Annotated in this window: 18 protein-coding genes and 1 tRNA gene; 6 read left to right on the top strand and 13 right to left on the bottom strand. The window is 40.9% G+C overall.

What is annotated here, in order from left to right:
• Positions 1-149: 149 nt before the first annotated feature.
• Positions 150-689, bottom strand: coding sequence for a peptidoglycan-associated lipoprotein Pal (pal, locus tag H3299_RS02200; protein WP_182418705.1), 540 nt, complete (start codon positions 687-689; stop codon positions 150-152).
• A gap of 399 nt (positions 690-1088) precedes the next feature.
• Here pal and H3299_RS02195 point away from each other — a divergent pair.
• Together H3299_RS02195 and H3299_RS02190 are read left to right on the top strand one after the other, a co-directional pair.
• Positions 1089-1162 (top strand) — tRNA-Gln (locus tag H3299_RS02195).
• A 390-nt stretch (positions 1163-1552) separates the two neighbouring features.
• Positions 1553-1873: a hypothetical protein gene (locus H3299_RS02190; RefSeq protein ID WP_182418704.1), complete on the top strand. Its 321-nt coding sequence runs from the start codon at positions 1553-1555 to the stop codon at positions 1871-1873.
• Positions 1874-2286: 413 nt separating this feature from the next.
• Here the strand turns inward: H3299_RS02190 and H3299_RS02185 are convergent, their stop codons facing one another.
• The gene (locus H3299_RS02185) at positions 2287-2847 is read right to left on the bottom strand and encodes a DUF1440 domain-containing protein (protein ID WP_246708113.1); all 561 of its coding nucleotides are present in this window, start codon (positions 2845-2847) and stop codon (positions 2287-2289) included.
• 167 nt (positions 2848-3014) lie between these two features.
• Between H3299_RS02185 and H3299_RS02180 the strand changes: the two genes are divergently transcribed.
• Positions 3015-3158 (top strand): hypothetical protein, encoded by a 144-nt coding sequence (locus tag H3299_RS02180; RefSeq protein ID WP_182418703.1) that lies wholly within the window; start codon positions 3015-3017, stop codon positions 3156-3158.
• A 95-nt stretch (positions 3159-3253) separates the two neighbouring features.
• Here the strand turns inward: H3299_RS02180 and H3299_RS02175 are convergent, their stop codons facing one another.
• From H3299_RS02175 to H3299_RS02145, 7 genes are all read right to left on the bottom strand, one after another.
• The gene (locus tag H3299_RS02175; RefSeq protein WP_182418702.1) at positions 3254-3733 is read right to left on the bottom strand and encodes a hypothetical protein; all 480 of its coding nucleotides are present in this window, start codon (positions 3731-3733) and stop codon (positions 3254-3256) included.
• Positions 3734-3955: 222 nt separating this feature from the next.
• A complete protein-coding gene (locus tag H3299_RS02170) occupies positions 3956-4474 on the bottom strand; it encodes a hypothetical protein (protein ID WP_182418701.1) in 519 nt (172 codons plus the stop codon).
• A 252-nt stretch (positions 4475-4726) separates the two neighbouring features.
• A complete protein-coding gene (locus tag H3299_RS02165) occupies positions 4727-5185 on the bottom strand; it encodes a hypothetical protein (RefSeq protein WP_182418700.1) in 459 nt (152 codons plus the stop codon).
• 193 nt (positions 5186-5378) lie between these two features.
• A complete protein-coding gene (locus H3299_RS02160) occupies positions 5379-5981 on the bottom strand; it encodes a hypothetical protein (RefSeq protein WP_246708112.1) in 603 nt (200 codons plus the stop codon).
• Between the two features lie 45 nt (positions 5982-6026).
• Positions 6027-6983 (bottom strand): helix-turn-helix domain-containing protein, encoded by a 957-nt coding sequence (locus H3299_RS02155; RefSeq protein ID WP_182418698.1) that lies wholly within the window; start codon positions 6981-6983, stop codon positions 6027-6029.
• A complete protein-coding gene (locus H3299_RS02150) occupies positions 6980-8428 on the bottom strand; it encodes a DnaB-like helicase C-terminal domain-containing protein (protein ID WP_182418697.1) in 1449 nt (482 codons plus the stop codon). Before H3299_RS02150 ends, H3299_RS02155 begins: the two co-directional genes overlap by 4 nt.
• A 3-nt stretch (positions 8429-8431) precedes the next feature.
• Entirely contained in the window at positions 8432-8662 is a 231-nt protein-coding gene (locus tag H3299_RS02145; RefSeq protein ID WP_182418696.1) for a hypothetical protein, read from the bottom strand.
• Positions 8663-8995: 333 nt separating this feature from the next.
• Here H3299_RS02145 and H3299_RS02140 point away from each other — a divergent pair, with 333 nt between their 5' ends.
• On the top strand, positions 8996-9676 hold the full coding sequence (locus tag H3299_RS02140) for an XRE family transcriptional regulator (RefSeq protein ID WP_371739716.1): 681 nt from the start codon (positions 8996-8998) through the stop codon (positions 9674-9676).
• Between the two features lie 148 nt (positions 9677-9824).
• On the opposite strand, the gene H3299_RS02135 is transcribed toward H3299_RS02140, so the two are convergent.
• From H3299_RS02135 to H3299_RS02120, 4 genes are all read right to left on the bottom strand, one after another.
• Positions 9825-11150 carry an FAD-binding oxidoreductase gene (locus H3299_RS02135; protein ID WP_182418695.1) on the bottom strand — a complete coding sequence of 442 codons (1326 nt, stop codon included), beginning with the start codon at positions 11148-11150 and terminating at the stop codon, positions 9825-9827.
• A 122-nt stretch (positions 11151-11272) separates the two neighbouring features.
• Positions 11273-12769 (bottom strand): aldehyde dehydrogenase, encoded by a 1497-nt coding sequence (locus H3299_RS02130; RefSeq protein WP_182418694.1) that lies wholly within the window; start codon positions 12767-12769, stop codon positions 11273-11275.
• A gap of 1 nt (position 12770) precedes the next feature.
• Complete coding sequence (locus H3299_RS02125; protein ID WP_182418693.1) at positions 12771-13673, bottom strand: dihydrodipicolinate synthase family protein; 903 nt, start codon at positions 13671-13673, stop codon at positions 12771-12773.
• A 103-nt stretch (positions 13674-13776) separates the two neighbouring features.
• Positions 13777-14460: a GntR family transcriptional regulator gene (locus tag H3299_RS02120; protein ID WP_182418692.1), complete on the bottom strand. Its 684-nt coding sequence runs from the start codon at positions 14458-14460 to the stop codon at positions 13777-13779.
• Between the two features lie 243 nt (positions 14461-14703).
• On the opposite strand from H3299_RS02120, the gene H3299_RS02115 reads away from it, so the two are divergent.
• Both H3299_RS02115 and H3299_RS02110 read left to right on the top strand, forming a co-directional pair.
• Positions 14704-15594 carry a DMT family transporter gene (locus H3299_RS02115; RefSeq protein ID WP_182419599.1) on the top strand — a complete coding sequence of 297 codons (891 nt, stop codon included), beginning with the start codon at positions 14704-14706 and terminating at the stop codon, positions 15592-15594.
• 139 nt (positions 15595-15733) lie between these two features.
• Complete coding sequence (locus H3299_RS02110) at positions 15734-17059, top strand: MFS transporter (RefSeq protein WP_246708111.1); 1326 nt, start codon at positions 15734-15736, stop codon at positions 17057-17059.
• Positions 17060-17110 lie beyond the last annotated feature (51 nt).

The raw sequence follows: 17110 nt of genomic DNA, 5'->3' as shown, positions 1-17110 counted from the left end.
ATTTTTATAAATACTTAAATCTTAGAGCGTTTTTTAGAAAAGTGTGAAGCGGTTTTCGGACAAAAAACGCGGTGTAAACAAGGGATTAAAGCGCTGATCTGATCCAATCAGATCGAAATGCGCTCTAAAGCCCGCAATAAAGCCAAGATTTAGCTATTTGGCGCATTATTAACCACTGTAACAGCGCGGCGGTTTTGTGACCAACAAGAAATATCGTCACAAACAGCAACCGGACGCTCTTTACCATAAGAAATGGTGCGCATACGATTAGGTGAAATACCTTGTGAAATTAAGAAATCGCGGGCAGCAACTGCACGGCGCTGTCCAAGGGCGATATTATATTCACGGGTACCGCGTTCATCGGCATGGCCTTCAACGGTGATGGTATAGTTAGGATAACGCTTCAACCATTGGGCTTGGCGCATCAAAGTTTGCTGACCATCGCCACGAATAGAGGATGAATCAAGCTCGAAGAACACGCGATCACCAACATTTACGGTGAAATCTTGTGCTGTTCCAGGTCTTGCACTACCTGAGCCATATTGGCCATTGGCACCATATTGACCATTGGCACCAAATTGGCCATTGGCATCTAAACCGGTGTTTTTCTTAGCGCAACCAGCAAGGGTAAGCGAAAGAAAAAGTGCTACCGTAACGGGATGGCGTATAATTGTCTGGAAACGGCGCATGTGCCGGCACTCCCTTAGTTGGTCTGTTGATAATTTGTCTTTAGCCTAAGTTCATTAAAGGCAATTCAATAACTATGGTTAACAAACGATAAACTTGAAATTTTTATCACTTTTTGACGTATTTTTCTGCAAAAAAGCAAAAAACATCATCAAGGCTTGCAGTTTTCATCGCCAAAAATTACGGCGTTTAAACGGCGATCATCAATTTATTTTACCAATGATTATAAAAGTTAGTCAAAAAGACGATATTTTGTCGCTGACATATTTGCGCAATAGAATTTAAAAACAGAGCAAAAAGAATATGCAATTGATGCTTTTTATCTTGATTGGCTTGAAAAATATGATAGAAGTCACCGCACTAGAAGATTCGGCTTCAATATATTTGCCGCTAATCTGTCTTGGGGAATAGTTTAAGGGTAGAACAGCGGACTCTGACTCCGCTAGTCTTGGTTCGAATCCAGGTTCCCCAGCCAATTTTTCAAAAATATCAAAATGCTTTAAAGATTGAAAACATCTATCCACAATGGCTTTATTATCTTTTTAGCTAATATCATGACAACAAATGGCAATAAAAGGTTTTAATATTTAGTTTTCTTTGCATTACTTAAACAAAGATTGCCCATTGGCTGTTTTATGGCTGTAGCCTGCGCATAGGCGGCTTAAATTGCATTAAAGTTGATAGTTTATTTGGCAGTGAACCGCTTTTATTTTGCAATTTGTGACATATTGACACTTCTACATGGCTCAATATTAATAAATTCCGATAAGCTAAAGTATAGATTTATTTTATAAATGATTGCAGCAATTAGTATAATTGAGTACTATATATATCTATTTAAGTTTATTTATACAAAGGATTAAACATGAAAAAAATATTATTCTCCTTAGTTTATTTTCCTTTATTATGCCTTTTAATTGGTTGTCAGCCGCAAGTTATTCAACCTCCTTTACCAACTGCCGCCTCTTTTCATAAACCAGGGGTAAGCCTTGAAGATACCCAAAAAGCGCTTGGTGATTGCTTCCAAAAGAGTAAAAATAACATTATCAATTACACCTTGAACGATGCAGCTAAGAATAACGTAAATGTAAAAACAAGTTTATGCATGCAAAATTTGGGTTTTACATTAGACAAAAATGCCCATATTTTCTTTAGACCTGTCGTTACTCCAAGAGGGTGGTGGTAGCAATAAATTTGGCCTAAGCCTTATACCGTATTTTCAATGTCAATTTTTTGATTGTTTAATTGTTTTAAGCGCTTTTGGTCTTCTGCTACCAATGCGCAGCGATTAGTCTTTATGCACGAGCCCAGTTGATAGAATATTTGGAACTTATTTCACAGTTTACCAATGACAATATAGATACAAAGACAAAGAACATAATTGCCATACACCTTAGCATCATTTTAGCCACTTTTTAACTGGCATTAGCGGTTATTTTAGATGTCATCAAGGTTATTTTACGCAAAAAACCGCCTCATAAAGGCGGTTATGTTTAATGTAAAAGTAATATGGTTAGCAATTTAAGCTATTGGCAGGCAAGCATATAGTTTAGCCTAATCTTATATCTTTGCTTGTCTGCCAATGCTTACAACTCATTATTAAGCTGCCATTACATCCGTTTTACCACTTATTCTATATCTTAAATCATGTCTAAAAATTTCAATCGTCCATGCCCAAACTAGGTGCCCGAAACTTTCTGAAAATAATTCGTCAAAAGGCAATTTCCAAATTGGCGGCGCCCAGCCACCGACTGGTAACACCAAGCCATGAAAACCGATTGTCACGACAACCCCAAATAAAAGACCTTGCCAAAGTTTAACTTTTGGAAAAATTTCAGCGGCGATACAGTAAGCAACAGCAAAAACAATCGAAAATAAATAATGAACGCCCGATACGCCCCAATTAACTATATGATCTGAATAATGATAAATCATATTGCTGGAATCAATACCAAAGCTTTGCAACACTTCCGCAGGTGGGATCAATCTATCGGGGGTGCGCGGAGGCAGAACACCTTCAACTCCAGATTTAACAAAACCGGATATAATGCCACCGGCTAAACCGACAATTACAGCAACGCCAAATAGCCGATCTTTAGGGTTCGTTCTAACAAATAATGATGTCATAATATAACTACTCGCAGATGAAATATAACCCATCAATATCCATATTTAGCTTAACCGCAAGTCACAATAAAGAGAGCAAAACCAGTCATTTACCTCAACTTACAGCTTGCCAATATTAATAATGATGTTTAGCCGCACCTTGAATCGCTTATTTTCGCTCCATATAGATCTAAAGTTACAATATTTTTAGGATCTAAATTATGAACCGATTTCTTTATCTCATTATTGGTGCGCTTATTGTCGTTGTTATTGGTTTTGGTTACTACACCTATAAGCAAGAAAAACAACCATCAGGCATTGAACTAAAACTTAACGAAAATGGTGTTTCGGTCGATCAGCATTAAAAAATGTTGAGCAGATTTTTTTTAGTTACTGCCCAACATTTTTTTCGTAAATAGTGCCCGAACTATAAGATTTAGGGCTAAACCTTAAATCTTATTTATGAATAGAATACAGGCAAAGTGTTTAGGGAGAGCTGATAATAAATTGCATTGGCATCTCCCCCAACAGGAATAGACCATTGCGCAGCTGGGCCAATGTCTTTTAAAATGCCTATTGGAAAACGTCCCTCACCCGGTGATAAATGTAACGCATCATGATTTGATGCAAAAATAGTTTGGCCAATATTAACAATTGTTACGTCTAATGGCTTTACCAAAGCATCAGGCATAAACATTACTTCTCCCCCCTGCATTGGTCGAACTTTAATATCGCCGTCTTCTCCATTTGTATTGTCATACATGCCCTCTTCGTATTGTGTTGACACGTAACCAATAAATACAACAGCATCAGGATGATTAATTGGAACAAGCAATCTATTCTTTGTTAATGCCAATAAATTACCTCCTCTCAAATTAACACCCGCTTTTACTGGATAGTAATTATCTATATGAGCCTCAATTACACCTTTAATAATCATATTAAATTCCTTCTAAGTAAATTTCATTTCGCCTGTCCTGATTTTGCAGCGGCATTTTTAATTTTTTATTCTGTATCTATACAGTAATTGTGACTATATTCACGTTTTGTTCTATAACCGCAATTTATATAAGAAGTTTCTGACTTATGCTTTGCCAAGCCAATAGGCTGTTTGGAAAAAGGCAACCAATGTGGCTGCCTTTATATATTTTAAAATATGGGCTTACGCTTTATAGCGTGGCAAATTTACACTTGTATCAATCCAGTGGAAAAGTTCGATGGAAAGTTCACCAGATATATTGTGTTTTGCAGGGCCAGTCATGAGATAAATACCGATGGGAAAACGACCTTTACCTGGTGTTTTATGGAATGTGCGATTAGCGGATGCATAAACAATTTGACCATAATCCTGCTGGCTAAACTCCAAAGACGCAAAATCACTAATAGGAAAACCGCAGATAGGTCTATAAAAATTACCCATTTTATCGCCATCTTGACCATTACTATTATCTAAAAATTGTTCCATGTGCGTAGAGTTATACATTACCTCAAGTTCAGGATCACCAACATATTTTTCTAGCGTAATGCCAGCAAAACTGGCTGCATCTGGATGCTCGATAGGCACCAAATAGCGTTCTTCTGTATAGGCGACCAACATATCAAAATCGAGCTTGATACCACCTTTTAAACCACGATTTAATTCTGGGTAAGTATAACCAATTGATAAATTTGTAGTTGTCATTTTAAATTCCTTTCAAGTAAATTTCGTTTTGCCCGCCTCGTTTTAGCAGCGGCAGTTTTTAATTTGATAGTTTAAATTTATTCAGCAATTGCGGCTATATTCACGTTTTGTTCCATAGCCGCAATTTATATAAGAATTTTTTGACTTACGCTTCGTTAACAAAACTAAGCAAATTTTTTATATTTTGTTGAGAATTTGGCTTTAAGCATCGCTATTACAGCAACGCTTTATCAGCATAGCGCCAACCCAAAATTAGCGAAAAATCGGCGCAGTTTTGCTTGTATTGATTTCATAAACAATTTCATTAGGATCACGAGTTGGGTCCGTATTATTATTTTTTTTCACACTTGTTAAAGTGCCAATAGGCACACGCCCCGTACCTGATGTAGTATGAAGAGTTTCAGGAAAAGACAAGTAAACTTGCTGATTGAGATTTTCAATTTTTACATCAAATTCTTTGGCTAAATCTGACGCAAAAAATTGCAAACTACTATAATTTTGAACGTTTACTGCAACATCACCATCTTGGCCATTGGTATTATCTGGATCATCTTGACTTACTATGCGTCCAGCATAAACAATACCATCAGGATGCCCCAAAGGTACGATCAAACCATTCTTGGTGAAGGCAGTATGGGACATGACATTGAGTGCCACCCCGCCTTTAACCAAATAACGTCCTTCACTGTTGGTTTGAATAATATTTGCCATTTTAAATTCCTTTCATTTAAATCACACGCTAGCTTTTTAAGAAAAAGCCTTTGTAGTATAAATTTCATAACTGCTAAGTTTTGAAGGCGTCTTAGCAATTGCGGCTTAGTTCATGTTTTGTTCTTTAGCCACAATTTATATAAGAGGTTTATGACATATGCTTCGTCAACAAAAAAATTGACAAAAATATTTTTTATGAAAAACGGCGAGGAGCGTTAGTTTTGGCGCAAAAATGGCGCACTAATGCATTTAAAACCATGCGGGCGGCGCCAATTAAATTTTCAAGTTCAACATCATTAATAATCACATATTGCAGTGCTGCATAAAGATTTTCATGGCCATTATCAAATTGCGCTTCTTGTATGGCTTTCATCGCATTTTGATAACGCTGGCGCGCCCTCAACACCCAATCGGTGTATTCTTGCATATTATCGACATTCATGGACTGCCCTGTTTTTTCATAAAATGCACCAGGCGACAGTAGCGAACAGCGATAATCATTGCGGATTTTTAAAAATTGCAGGGCGGCATCATATTGATCTTGGCTTAAACCGTTGGCAGCGCCTTTCATCGCTAAACGGCCAATAAAAGTCGCGGCCATCGGGTTTCTCGCCTCATGAACATTTAAACCAAAGCGGCGCGCCCGCACTTCAATTGCTAATTTATCAATTGGTTCTTGTGGCCCTTTAGCCCTTGAAACACGCCCATTAGGCTCGCGCAATTTGCCATGTATGCGTGGACGACCGCCTCTTTTTTTAACATGTTGAGCTTTTGTTTTTGCTTTTTGTTGTGCCATGATCATTCTCCTATTTTTAAATTGATAAATTGCGTTATTGTGGCGTTATTGCGCGGCGGCTAAATATGTTTCAGCCCAGCCTATGCCATCATTTGGCAAAACAAGCTTAGCTGGCACAAGTGAGCCTTGACGATTGGGCATTGGGCCCCAAAGGCTTACCTGCCACTCTTTACGGCTGCGGCCAAAATCTAATATTTTTTGCCAGCGTTGATCATCAAAGCCGCTAATATTACAATCGTGCGCCAAAGGTTTTACCTCTTGGGGTTGAAAGCCATCAAAGCGCCTTTGGCTGATAAAACGGCAAAAATGCACTGGGCGATAATCTGGGTTTTTCTGGCAATGCGCCTTAAAATTGGGGATAGCAGCAAGTAGCAAAGCGCGGTCGCTCGCATCTAAACGCTGCCACTCGCTAAAACCTTGTTTTTTTGACATATTGCAGTCAGTTGGGTATAATTTCCAAGCATTTTCAAATGTTTGTGGATAGTTTGGCTTTTTGTTTTTAGCTTTTGACGCGAATAATTCTTCTTGTGATTTTTCTTTTTGGTTTTCGCCTAAGTTTTCCTGTGGGTCGGAATGCTTTTCCGACAAAGAATAATCTTCTGGTATTTCTTCCAGTTTCTTATAAGGAGTATCAACAATGCAACCCTCCCCCGTATGTGCCAAAACACCCGCCCGTTGCAGCTTGCCACCCTCGCCTTTGCAATTGCTATCCACGGATAGCAAATTGCCACCCTCAAAATGCAAAATATAGCTATTTGCTAATTGGCGGCCATCATCACCAAATTCACGGTTAATGCTAATCCAGCCATTTTGCTCAAGCCATTGCAATTTGCGAATAACCGTGCTGCGCGCGCAGCTACTTTCTTGGCTGATGCGCTCAAAAGTTGGGAAGCATTTGCCTGTTTTGCTGTTTAAGCAATTGGCTAATGATATAAGCACCAGTTTGGCGGTTGGGTCTTTTATTGTTTGATCTAAAACCCAAGCAACAGCTTTTATACTCATGGTCTTGCTCCATTTCTAATTGCTGCACATGCCATATCGGCAAAAACCCCAATGGTTTTCAACGGGCCATTGCGCTGTTTGGCCACAATAATTTCCATTGTATTTTGCGTGTCAATTAAGCGCTCGACACGCGCACTTTCCTTGTCAAAATCGGCATATTTTTCGCGGTCAAGATAATAGGCTTCACGATGCAAAAACATAATCGTATCAGCATCTTGCTCAATGGCACCAGAATCGCGCAAATCGGATAGTTGAGGGCGTTTATCACCGCGCTTTTCCACCTCGCGGTTAAGCTGCGATAGCACCACCACAGCAATATCAAAATCGCGGGCAATGGCTTTTAAGGTTGCGGTCATTTCGGCAATTTCATTATTGCGGTTGCCGCTATAGCGGTTGCTCGCGCGAATAAGCCCCAAATGGTCAATAATCAACACCGATAATTCAGCGCCGCCTTTGATAAATTCAGCTTTCATCGCTTCAACCTTGGCGCGGATTTGTGCAATGGTAATGCCTGATTGATCATCAATCAAAATCGGCAAATTACCAATAGCTTGGCAAATTTCTTCCATTTGCTCCAAATCATTAAGGGCAATTTTGCCATTGATAATATGGGTGTAGGGAATATCCATGCGCTTATCAAAAGCAATATCGCTTGCCATACGCGCCGCTAGCTTATCCTTATCCATTTCAAGCGAAATAATACCAACGCCATGCTTGCCAGATTTAGCAACCGCACGGGCAATAGCGGTGGCAAAAGTGGTTTTACCCATCGATGGGCGCGCACCAATTAAAATTAAATCACGTTTTTGAATACCACCGGTAATCGCATTTAAATCAACAAGCCCCCAATTTAAACCCGTTAAACCATGGTTAGAGCTTGCTGCTTTTCTTGCAGCAATAAAAGCACTTTGCATGGCGCGTGAAAGGGATGTTCTAGCATTGCTGCTGGTGGATTTACGGCATTTTACCAAAATATCATCAAAGGCTGCAACAGTTGAAGAAACAAGCCCTTGAAGCGATGCTAACGGGTCTTGTGCAGCAATAGCGATATTTTGCGCGTGATCGGATAATTGCACCCTGCCCCATTGTTCAAGCACGCGCATTGCCCGTTCTTCAACACTCCCAGGACGGGTAATGGTGCTCATGGTAAGGCGCACCAAATATTCTGCCCAATTAACAAAGCCACGCGCTTTTAATTGTTCTTCAACCCCTTGCGGGCAGCCTTTTACAATAATTGGCAAGGTGGTTGATTGATAGGTATCAAAGCCGCGCTGCATGGCATTAAAAACACTTTGATGCAGTGGCTCAATAAAATTATCAGCCGATAAAATAGCCGATGCCTTGATGAAACATTCTGTTTCCAACAGGCAACCACCAAGCAAATCTTGCTCGATTTCGGGTATAAAAGCGTTTTGATTAACCGATGCATTTGAAAATTCGGCCATAAACTAATGCTCACTTTTTTTAAGGTTAAAACGACCCATTTTTTGCGAAAAATGAGTGGCGGCCTCATGGTCAAAATTGCGGTTAGAAAATGTAGCTCCATTCATTTTATTTTGCTGTAGGACGTGGCGTAATAATGCGCGCCCTGCCGGTGTTACTGGCAAATGCACAAGCTTGGCCTTGGCATCAAGCCCCGCTAATAGCCGCTTTGCCGCTTGTGAAAATGTTTCACTCATTGCGCCACCTCAACTTTATTAATATCCAACTTATTGGTAGCAGCAAATAAAGGGATAAAGCGGTATAAAAACCACTTATAATTTTGGCTTTGTAATTTTTTAGGCTTTGATAATGGGTTAAGAATTGAGGGATCAGCGTGCCAATGCTCGCTTTCATATTGTTTTTAAAGTTATTTTTAGTAAAAAGTTTGAGTTTATCTATTTCAGAAAATCTGAGGTAATGAGCTAGAAAATATTGTACGACTCGTTTTTTCATAGTTGGATAATAGTTGTATTTATCCAACTTTGCAAGTGTAATTTTCCCTCTTTCAAAAAAGTTGGAAATATCCTATAATGACAAATATGGAACAATTACGTAAAATTATTGCAGCACGCTTGCAAGCGCTCAATATCGGTGCAGTTGAAGCTGCCACCAAGGTTGGGCTTGAAAAAGGCTATATTCGAGATTTCCTATCGGGGCGTAAAAAATCCTTTAGGAACGATAAATTTGCGCAATTAGCCCAAGCGCTTGAGTTAGATATGGCAGAGCTTTTAGAGGCAAGCACACCAGAGCAAGCCGCGAGGCTTAGCCTTGACGCGCCCAATGCTAAAATAGTGGGTCCCATCCATTTTGATACAAGCCGCAAAATTCCTATTTATGGCCAAGCGGTTGCAGGGGTTGATGGAGAGTTTTTGCTCAATGGCAACGTGCTTTATGATGTTATATGCCCACCACAATTATGTGATGTAAAAGATGCTTATGGCGTTGTGGTGAGTGGAGACTCTATGTCGCCGCGCTATGAAGATGGTGAGGTGGTTTTTCTCAACCCGCAAAGGCGTGTAAAGCAAGGCGATTATGTGGTGGCGCAAATCCAAATGGATGAATTTTCAACCCCTCATGCTTTTGTCAAACGTTTTGTGCGCCACAATGCGCAAGAATTGGTGCTATCACAATTTAATCCGCCAAAGGAATTGCGGTTTCCTCATGCCCAAGTGGTTTCCGTGCATTTTATTGCTGTTGCAGGCGAATTGTAAAAACTAAGCATTATGAAATGTGATAGCAAAGGTTGGCAATCGGCAATATAACCAAATGCCGCTTAACTGTTTTGGCTTCATTGACCAAGTTATGGCGCGAAAATGCGGGAAATTCTTTATATTTCTCCCGCTTTATATTTCTTCCGCTTTATATTTCTCCTGTGGCTTGCCACTCTTCAATGCTCATACGAATGGTTGCACCAATGGTTTTAATCGGCTCTGGTGGGCACCATTTGGGATTACTGGTTTTTAGCAAATAGCGCATTTCTTCACTATCAACATTGCAAGCAAGATCCGCAAGATAAGTGCCAAGCATCGAACTTCGTGTTAGCCCGCAGCCATCCCCCACTGCCGCGGCATAAATATGGGGGCTTTTTTGAAAAAAGAAGGAATCGCCATTCATCGTAAGCGGTATCATACCACCATAGACATATTCAAAATTAACATGTTTTAAACTTGGAAAGCGATTTTCAAAGGCTTTGCGCAATTGTTTACGTGCTTTAAAAACCCGTTCTGGTGACAGGGTTAAATGAGTGGGAAAGGTTAAGCCATTGCGCACAAAAATGCGGTTGGTTGATGTAAAGCGCACCGTAGTACCTGCTGCATGGGCGGAAGTGCAACCCCATGGCGCAATATTTTTAATCGATGCGAGTTCATCCTTATTTAATTCACGGCTAAAAGCTGCAAAACTACCTGCAGGCGTCATCCGCCCTTTTTTCTCAATATCAAAACGATCTATAAAAACCCCCGCCAATAGCAATAATTGCCCAGCTTTTACGGTTTTGCCATTGGTGAGAGTAATGGTTACCACTTTGCCATCGTCAAATTTTAAGACAGGACACTGTTCAAAAACATCGACATTTTTAGGCAAAACACTGGCAAAAGCCCGCACCGTTTCAGATGGATTAATAAGGCAAGTGCCAGCCGTATATAAAGCGCGCTTATAATAATGCGTGCCCATGCGCGTGACTAATTCGTCATGCTCGACAAATTGGCTTGACGCACCAATTTGATCAAGGATTGTTGCCATTGCATCAAGATTTTTTAAATATTTTTGCTCGTGGCCGGCAAGATATTTGCCACAATCCAGCCAATCAATTGCAAGCTGATGGTCATTTTTAAGCTTGCGCAAGCGTTTGATGATGAGGTTATTTAAATGAAAGCGATATTTATGATCGGCAATCGTAATCCCCGGCTCACCAAAAGAATGGGGAACATCAATTAAAAACCCAGCATTGCGCCCACTATCACCCATACCAATTTGCAAGGCTTCAAAAAGGGCAATTTTTGCTTGTGGTCGGTGCTCGGCTAAGCGATGCGCTGCGTTAACCCCCGCAAACCCACCGCCAATAATGACAAAATCATAATCCTTTTCCATAAAATCATGATTGGTAAATGAATGGTTTTTAAAACGTGACAATTCAAACCAGCCAAGATCTCCCGCCTTGGCTGGAAAACGCTCTATCTCTTGCATTATTCCTCCCCATCGCGCCCTAGAGCGCATTTCGATCTAATTGGATTAGATCGGCGCTCTAATCCATTGTTTACCTTCGTTTTTTGCCCGAAAGCCGCTTCACACTTTTCTTAAAAAACGCTCTAAGACGCTGAAATATCGATCCAAATGGTTTTTAATTCGGTATATTGATCATGAGCCCATTGCGATTTATCACGCCCACCAAAACCAGATTCCTTATATCCGCCAAAGGGTGTGGTGGCATCGCCCTCGCCAAAGCAATTCACCGTCACAATGCCGGCACGAATTGCCTTTGATAGGGTAAATGCATGACGAAGATTTGCAGTATAAACGCTAGCCGCTAGCCCGTAAGGTGTATCATTAGCAAGGGTAATCGCTTGGTCTATGGTGCTAAAACTGGTAATGGTAAGAATTGGCCCAAAGATTTCTTCGTTAAAAAGCTTGCTTTGCACCCCAACATTATCAACCACCGTTGGATATATATAAATATCGTCTTTCGCCTCTCCTCCGGCGATAAGATCAAGATTTTCTTCCTCAATAGTTTTAATGAAAGATAAAACCTTGTCATAATGGGCAGAACTTACCAAAGCCCCAAGCCGATTTTGAGGATCTAAGGGATCGCCCATTTTCCAAGCTTTCATATGATGCAAAATGCGCGTCAACAAATTATCTTTAATTGCTTCATGGACAATAAGGCGTAAGGTTGCCGAGCAGTTTTCACCCATATTCCAAAAAGCACCGCTTACAATTTGTTCAGCCACCGCATCAATATCGCTGACATCATCCATAACCACAGCAGGATTTTTGCCACCACATTCAAGCACAATGCGCTTTAAATTGGAGTCAGCGGCATAATGGAGAAATAGCCGCCCCGTCTCTGTCGAGCCGGTAAAGCTTACCATATCAATATCCATATGGCGGCCAATCGGCTCACCCACTGCTCGCCCACCACCTGGCACAACATTGATAACGCCGGCAGGAATACCAGCTTTTTGCGCAAGTTCTGCCAGTTTTAGCGCGGTTAAAGTGGTTTCTTTAGCTGGCTTAATAACTAAACTGCATCCTGCTGCTAAAGCAGGGCCAATTTTCCATGCAAGCATAAGTAAGGGAAAATTCCATGGCAAAACAAGACCAACCACACCAATTGGCTCGCGAATAACCATGGCGATTTTTTCATCCCCCACCGGTGCGGTGTTGTCGTAAATTTTATCAATCAGTTCGCCATGCCAACGCAAAGTATGAATAGTATCTGGCACATCAACACCAACACATTCGCTGACTGGCTTACCGCTATCCAAACTTTCCAAAACTGCCAATTCTTGCAAATGCTCTTCAATAATATCGGCAAAATGCAAGATAGTTGTTTTGCGCTCTAACGGGCTAAGCTTGCTCCATGTTCCAGCATTAAAAGCATGGCGGGCAGCCTTTACTGCCAAATCAACATCGCTATTTGCACAATCGGCAATATCAGTGATTTTTTCGCCGGTGGCAGGATTTACACTCAAAAACCTATCGCCCGATAAGGAGGGTTGAAATTGCCCATTAATAAAAGCATTGGTTGGGTATTTTATAGAACGCGCAAGGCTATAATATTGATCGCGAGTTAACAGCTCCGTCATCTTATGCCCCTGCTTCAATGGCGCGAATATCGGCTTTTAATGCGGCAATAATATCGCTAAGGCGTTGCTTGGCATTGTCATCAAGCCCCAATAATGGCGCACGCACTTTACCGGCATTAAACCCTGCCAATTCGCAGCCATATTTAATCGACTGCACAAATTTGCCGCCATCAAGAAAATTCATGAATGGCATCATTGCCGCCATGATTTTACGCCCCTTGGTGAAATTACCGTCAATGACGCAAGCCTTATAAAGTGCAATATGTTCTTTTGGCAAAAAATTAGAACCGGCGCAAACCCAGCTTTGCGCGCCCCAAGCAAAAAATTCAAGCGCCTGATCGTCCCACCCACATGACATGGCAATATTGGGATATTGGCAAGCAAGAAGGTGCATTTGATTAACATCGCCTGAACTTTCTTTAATCGCTTTGACGTTTTTAGAAGCGCTTACCAATTTGAAATAATCATCGCCCATTGATACCGACATGCGGCCTGGATAATTATAAAGCATGATGGGTAAATCAGCCGCTTTATCAATGGTTAAAGCATGGTGGGCGTTTTCAGCCTCGGTTGGTAGCGCATAAGGCGGTGATGTGACAAGAATGGCATCAGCCTTGATTTGTTTGGCATGGCTTGCATAAATAACTGCGTCTTCAGTGCGAATAGCACCAGTGCCAATAATCAGTGGTAAGCGATTGCCGATGATGTCCTTGGCGGTTTTGGCAAGTTTAATGCGCTCCTCTTGGGTTTGCGCATAATATTCACCGGTTGACCCACCAATAATAATGCCATGCACTTGCGCTTCAATAAGGCTTTCAATAACGCTTGCAAAAGCTTGCCAATTAATCTCACCATTTTCATCATAAGGCGTGATTGCCGGGGTGAAAATACCTTTAAAGTCCATTTTTTCCTCCAAAAAAAGTATAAAAGCTTTCTATTCGCTCCCACAAGGGTAAGAGCGTTTAATGATTGATAGATTTTTTAAGGTTTAAAGCGCGTGAGCTAAATTATAGCTGGTTAATGTCAGCTTTCATGCTATGGGGCATGACAAACATTTCCATTCTTTCACGCGACAATTCCCAATGCTGGAAAACCAGCGCCACAAAAGCATCTTCATCGCGGGCAATAATTGCGGCGATAAAACCATCATGATGGGCAATTGCATCTTGCACCCGTGATGTCATGTCTTGACTGCTATTTTGCCGATAAAAAACACAACCAATGCGGCTATGATCAATCAACAAACGGCCAAGGCTTGCTTGCAAATAAACATTTCCCGACATTTCACCAATAATCTCATGAAAGCGATTATTAGAAAGTACCATATTTAATGCATCATGATCCTTGCTCGCTTTGGTAAAGTCTTCCTGTGTTTTTACCAATTCAGCAAGTTGCTTTTGTTTATAATTTTGAACAGCAAGACGACCAATTGCCGCATAAATCATTGGCGCCACCAGAAAAAAATGGCGTATTGTTGAATGATTCATTGGCGAAACACGCGCACCGCGATTTTCTCGCAACTCGACATAGCCCTCTCCTGCTAGCCTTTGCAGCACCTCCCTAACTGGCGTTCTTGAAAGACCATATTCCTGCCCCAACCGAATTTCCTCAAGGTCTTCATCAGGATCAAGCTCCATTGTTAAAATCTGGCGCTTAAGGTCTTCATAGAAAATAGTTTTTCCGTTTTTCATGCTGCTCAACCATTTTATAAACTATCAAAGGTTTAGCAAACTATAGCCTACATTACGACTTTTTTTTTCATCGTCAAGCATTTTGTATATTTTCATAATACATTTTGTATAATATAGATATTTAACGGAGGATATTTCAAGTTTGGATAGGGGCATATAAAAGCAAAGCACAAACTTGATTCCATTTTCACCGTTTAAAAATCTGCTGCATGTTAGGAAGAGACGATGCACACCCCATCACATATGTCATCAAAGGCGACGATCATTGGTCTTCTTGCCATTTTAATGTGGGCTATCATGGTCACATTAACTGCCTATACCGGTGCGGTGCCGCCATTTTTATTAACCGCTATTGCACTGTTTATTGGCTCTCTTCCGGCAATTTTGAAACTTATACTCCACCCGCAAAATCTTAAATTGCTAAAACAGCCACTTATCATTTGGCTTATTGGCATTGGCGGCTTATTTGGCCATCATTTCTTTTATTTTACTGCCCTGCGCAATGCACCACCTGCCGAGGCGGGTCTTATCAACTATCTTTGGCCATTATTAATTGTGCTTGGCACTGCCTTTATGCCCAATGAAAAATTGCGCTGGTTCCATATAGGCGGGGTTATCCTTGGCTTTTGTGGCACAATCCTTGTGGTTAGCAAAAGCGGTGGCTTAGGCTTTGATAGCCGCTATGGTTTAGGCTATTTGGCCGCAATTTGCAGTGCAACTATTTGGGCAAGCTATTCCCTATTGGCACGCCGTTTCAACCGCATTCCAACTCTGCTTGTTGGTGGATTTTGCTTTATATCAGCGATTTTATCGCTCATTTGCCATTTTATCTTTGGTGAAGCCAATATTTTACCACGGGGTTTAACCCAGTGGAGCGCAATGATTGCCCTTGGCCTCTTTCCTGTTGGTCTTGCCTTTTATTGTTGGGATTATGGTATTAAAAATGGCAATATCCAAGTACTTGGCACCACAAGCTATGCAACCCCGCTTTTATCGACACTGCTTTTAGTACTGTTTGGCATTACCGAGCCAAATTGGAAAATTTTGGCCGCCTGTATTCTTATTACCTGCGGCGCGGTTCTTGCTTCCAAGGATATAATTTTTAAAAAGCGAAAACGTGAAAGCAATAAATAACTAAAGCTTAAAAACCTAAATTTCAAAAATTGATAGGTCATAACTATCAGTAACTTATCATTTAAAATTTACATTATACAATATGTATACAAAGGATTCCAATCGAAAAAAATTTTTAAAACTAACGGAGGAGGATAAAATGGAACAATCGACTATATCAATTGAGGGCGTGCCGTTAAACGCGTTTCACCAACGTTTAACCATTTCGGTGGGCGGTGCATCGCTGATGGATGGTTATATTTTAAGCATTATTGGTGTCGCTTTGGTGCAAATGACCGCTAATTTACATTTAAGCAATTTTTGGCAGGGAATGATTGCAACATCAGCATTGCTTGGGATCTTTGCAGGCGGCCTATTTAGTGGTTGGCTAACCGACAGATTTGGCCGGCAAAAAATAATTTTTGTTGCGCCAATTATCTTTTTGCTATGCTCAATATTGCAATTTTGGACAGATTCACCAACCATTATTTTTCTTTTACGTTTTTTGATTGGCATAGCCATTGCCATTGATTATTCGGCTGCCACCAGTCTCTTTGTTGAATTTGTCCCCAAAAGAAATCGCGGCGGTCGTTTAGCCGGCTTCACAATTTTATGGTTTACCGGCGCTGCCCTTGCCTATATTTTTGGTGACATTATCATGCGCTTTACGGGTGAAAATGGTTGGCGCTGGGCGTTAGCAAGCTCGGTTATCATTGGCATTATTTTGTTAATCTCGCGATTAGGCACTGTTGAATCGGCGCGCTGGTTAATTACCAAAAACCGCAGCAGCGAAGCCCTTGCCATTATCAAAAAAATCTATGGGGAAAATTTTTCGCTTGCCAATTTGTCAAAAGATACGGCGATGAAAAAACTATCCTTAGGTGATATGCTGCGCATGGGTTATGGCAAGCGCTTGCTATTTGTGATTATTTTTTGGACTTGTGCGATTATTCCTGTTTTTGCCGTTTATGCTTTTGCGCCAAAAGTATTGGATGCATTAAATTTAAAAGGCGATTGGGCAGCCTATGGCTCGGTTGTTATCACGCTATTATTTGTGGTTGGCTGTATTGTTGCAACCAAATTGATTGATGTCCTTGGCCGGCGCAAAATGCTCATTCATAGTTTTTTATGGTCGGGTTTGGCATTGCTATTATTGGGTGCATTTTCTAATTCTTCGCAACTTATTGTTTTGATCTTATTTGGGGCTTATGCTTTGTTTATTGGCGGCGCCCAAGTATTAGAGCTTGTCTATCCAAATGAAATATTCCCAACCGAACTTCGCCCCTATGCCATGGGTTGGGGTGTTTCAGCAACGCGCATTGGCGCTGCTATTGGTACATTTTTGGTGCCAATATCGCTTGAAACTATTGGCATTAGCAATACCATGTATGTTGCTGCAGCCGTTACAGCAATTGGACTTATTGTTTCTATCGCTTGGGCACCTGAAACTAAGGGGCTTGACCTTGATGATGCCGGAAAATTGTAAGCTTTAAAACGCAAAACCACACAAAATGACGGCTAGTTGATAAACTAACCG

The organism is Bartonella sp. HY038, from assembly GCF_014117425.1.
In the GTDB taxonomy this organism is placed as follows: Bacteria; Pseudomonadota; Alphaproteobacteria; order Rhizobiales; family Rhizobiaceae; genus HY038.
This window is presented reverse-complemented; position numbering and strand designations above follow the sequence as displayed.

What these genes read in the sequence shown, in the direction of transcription:
- H3299_RS02175 (WP_182418702.1), bottom strand. Translation starts at nt 3,733, where the DNA reads ATGATTATTAAAGGTGTAATTGAGGCTCATATAGATAATTACTATCCA.
- H3299_RS02185 (WP_246708113.1), bottom strand. Translation starts at nt 2,847, where the DNA reads ATGGGTTATATTTCATCTGCGAGTAGTTATATTATGACATCATTATTT.
- H3299_RS02180 (WP_182418703.1), top strand. Translation starts at nt 3,015, where the DNA reads ATGAACCGATTTCTTTATCTCATTATTGGTGCGCTTATTGTCGTTGTT.
- H3299_RS02145 (WP_182418696.1), bottom strand. Translation starts at nt 8,662, where the DNA reads ATGAGTGAAACATTTTCACAAGCGGCAAAGCGGCTATTAGCGGGGCTT.
- H3299_RS02125 (WP_182418693.1), bottom strand. Translation starts at nt 13,673, where the DNA reads ATGGACTTTAAAGGTATTTTCACCCCGGCAATCACGCCTTATGATGAA.
- pal (WP_182418705.1), bottom strand. Translation starts at nt 689, where the DNA reads ATGCGCCGTTTCCAGACAATTATACGCCATCCCGTTACGGTAGCACTT.
- H3299_RS02110 (WP_246708111.1), top strand. Translation starts at nt 15,734, where the DNA reads ATGGAACAATCGACTATATCAATTGAGGGCGTGCCGTTAAACGCGTTT.
- H3299_RS02140 (WP_371739716.1), top strand. Translation starts at nt 8,996, where the DNA reads ATGACAAATATGGAACAATTACGTAAAATTATTGCAGCACGCTTGCAA.
- H3299_RS02155 (WP_182418698.1), bottom strand. Translation starts at nt 6,983, where the DNA reads ATGAGTATAAAAGCTGTTGCTTGGGTTTTAGATCAAACAATAAAAGAC.
- H3299_RS02115 (WP_182419599.1), top strand. Translation starts at nt 14,704, where the DNA reads ATGTCATCAAAGGCGACGATCATTGGTCTTCTTGCCATTTTAATGTGG.
- H3299_RS02165 (WP_182418700.1), bottom strand. Translation starts at nt 5,185, where the DNA reads ATGGCAAATATTATTCAAACCAACAGTGAAGGACGTTATTTGGTTAAA.
- H3299_RS02120 (WP_182418692.1), bottom strand. Translation starts at nt 14,460, where the DNA reads ATGAAAAACGGAAAAACTATTTTCTATGAAGACCTTAAGCGCCAGATT.
- H3299_RS02135 (WP_182418695.1), bottom strand. Translation starts at nt 11,150, where the DNA reads ATGCAAGAGATAGAGCGTTTTCCAGCCAAGGCGGGAGATCTTGGCTGG.
- H3299_RS02190 (WP_182418704.1), top strand. Translation starts at nt 1,553, where the DNA reads ATGAAAAAAATATTATTCTCCTTAGTTTATTTTCCTTTATTATGCCTT.
- H3299_RS02160 (WP_246708112.1), bottom strand. Translation starts at nt 5,981, where the DNA reads ATGGCACAACAAAAAGCAAAAACAAAAGCTCAACATGTTAAAAAAAGA.
- H3299_RS02130 (WP_182418694.1), bottom strand. Translation starts at nt 12,769, where the DNA reads ATGACGGAGCTGTTAACTCGCGATCAATATTATAGCCTTGCGCGTTCT.
- H3299_RS02150 (WP_182418697.1), bottom strand. Translation starts at nt 8,428, where the DNA reads ATGGCCGAATTTTCAAATGCATCGGTTAATCAAAACGCTTTTATACCC.
- H3299_RS02170 (WP_182418701.1), bottom strand. Translation starts at nt 4,474, where the DNA reads ATGACAACTACAAATTTATCAATTGGTTATACTTACCCAGAATTAAAT.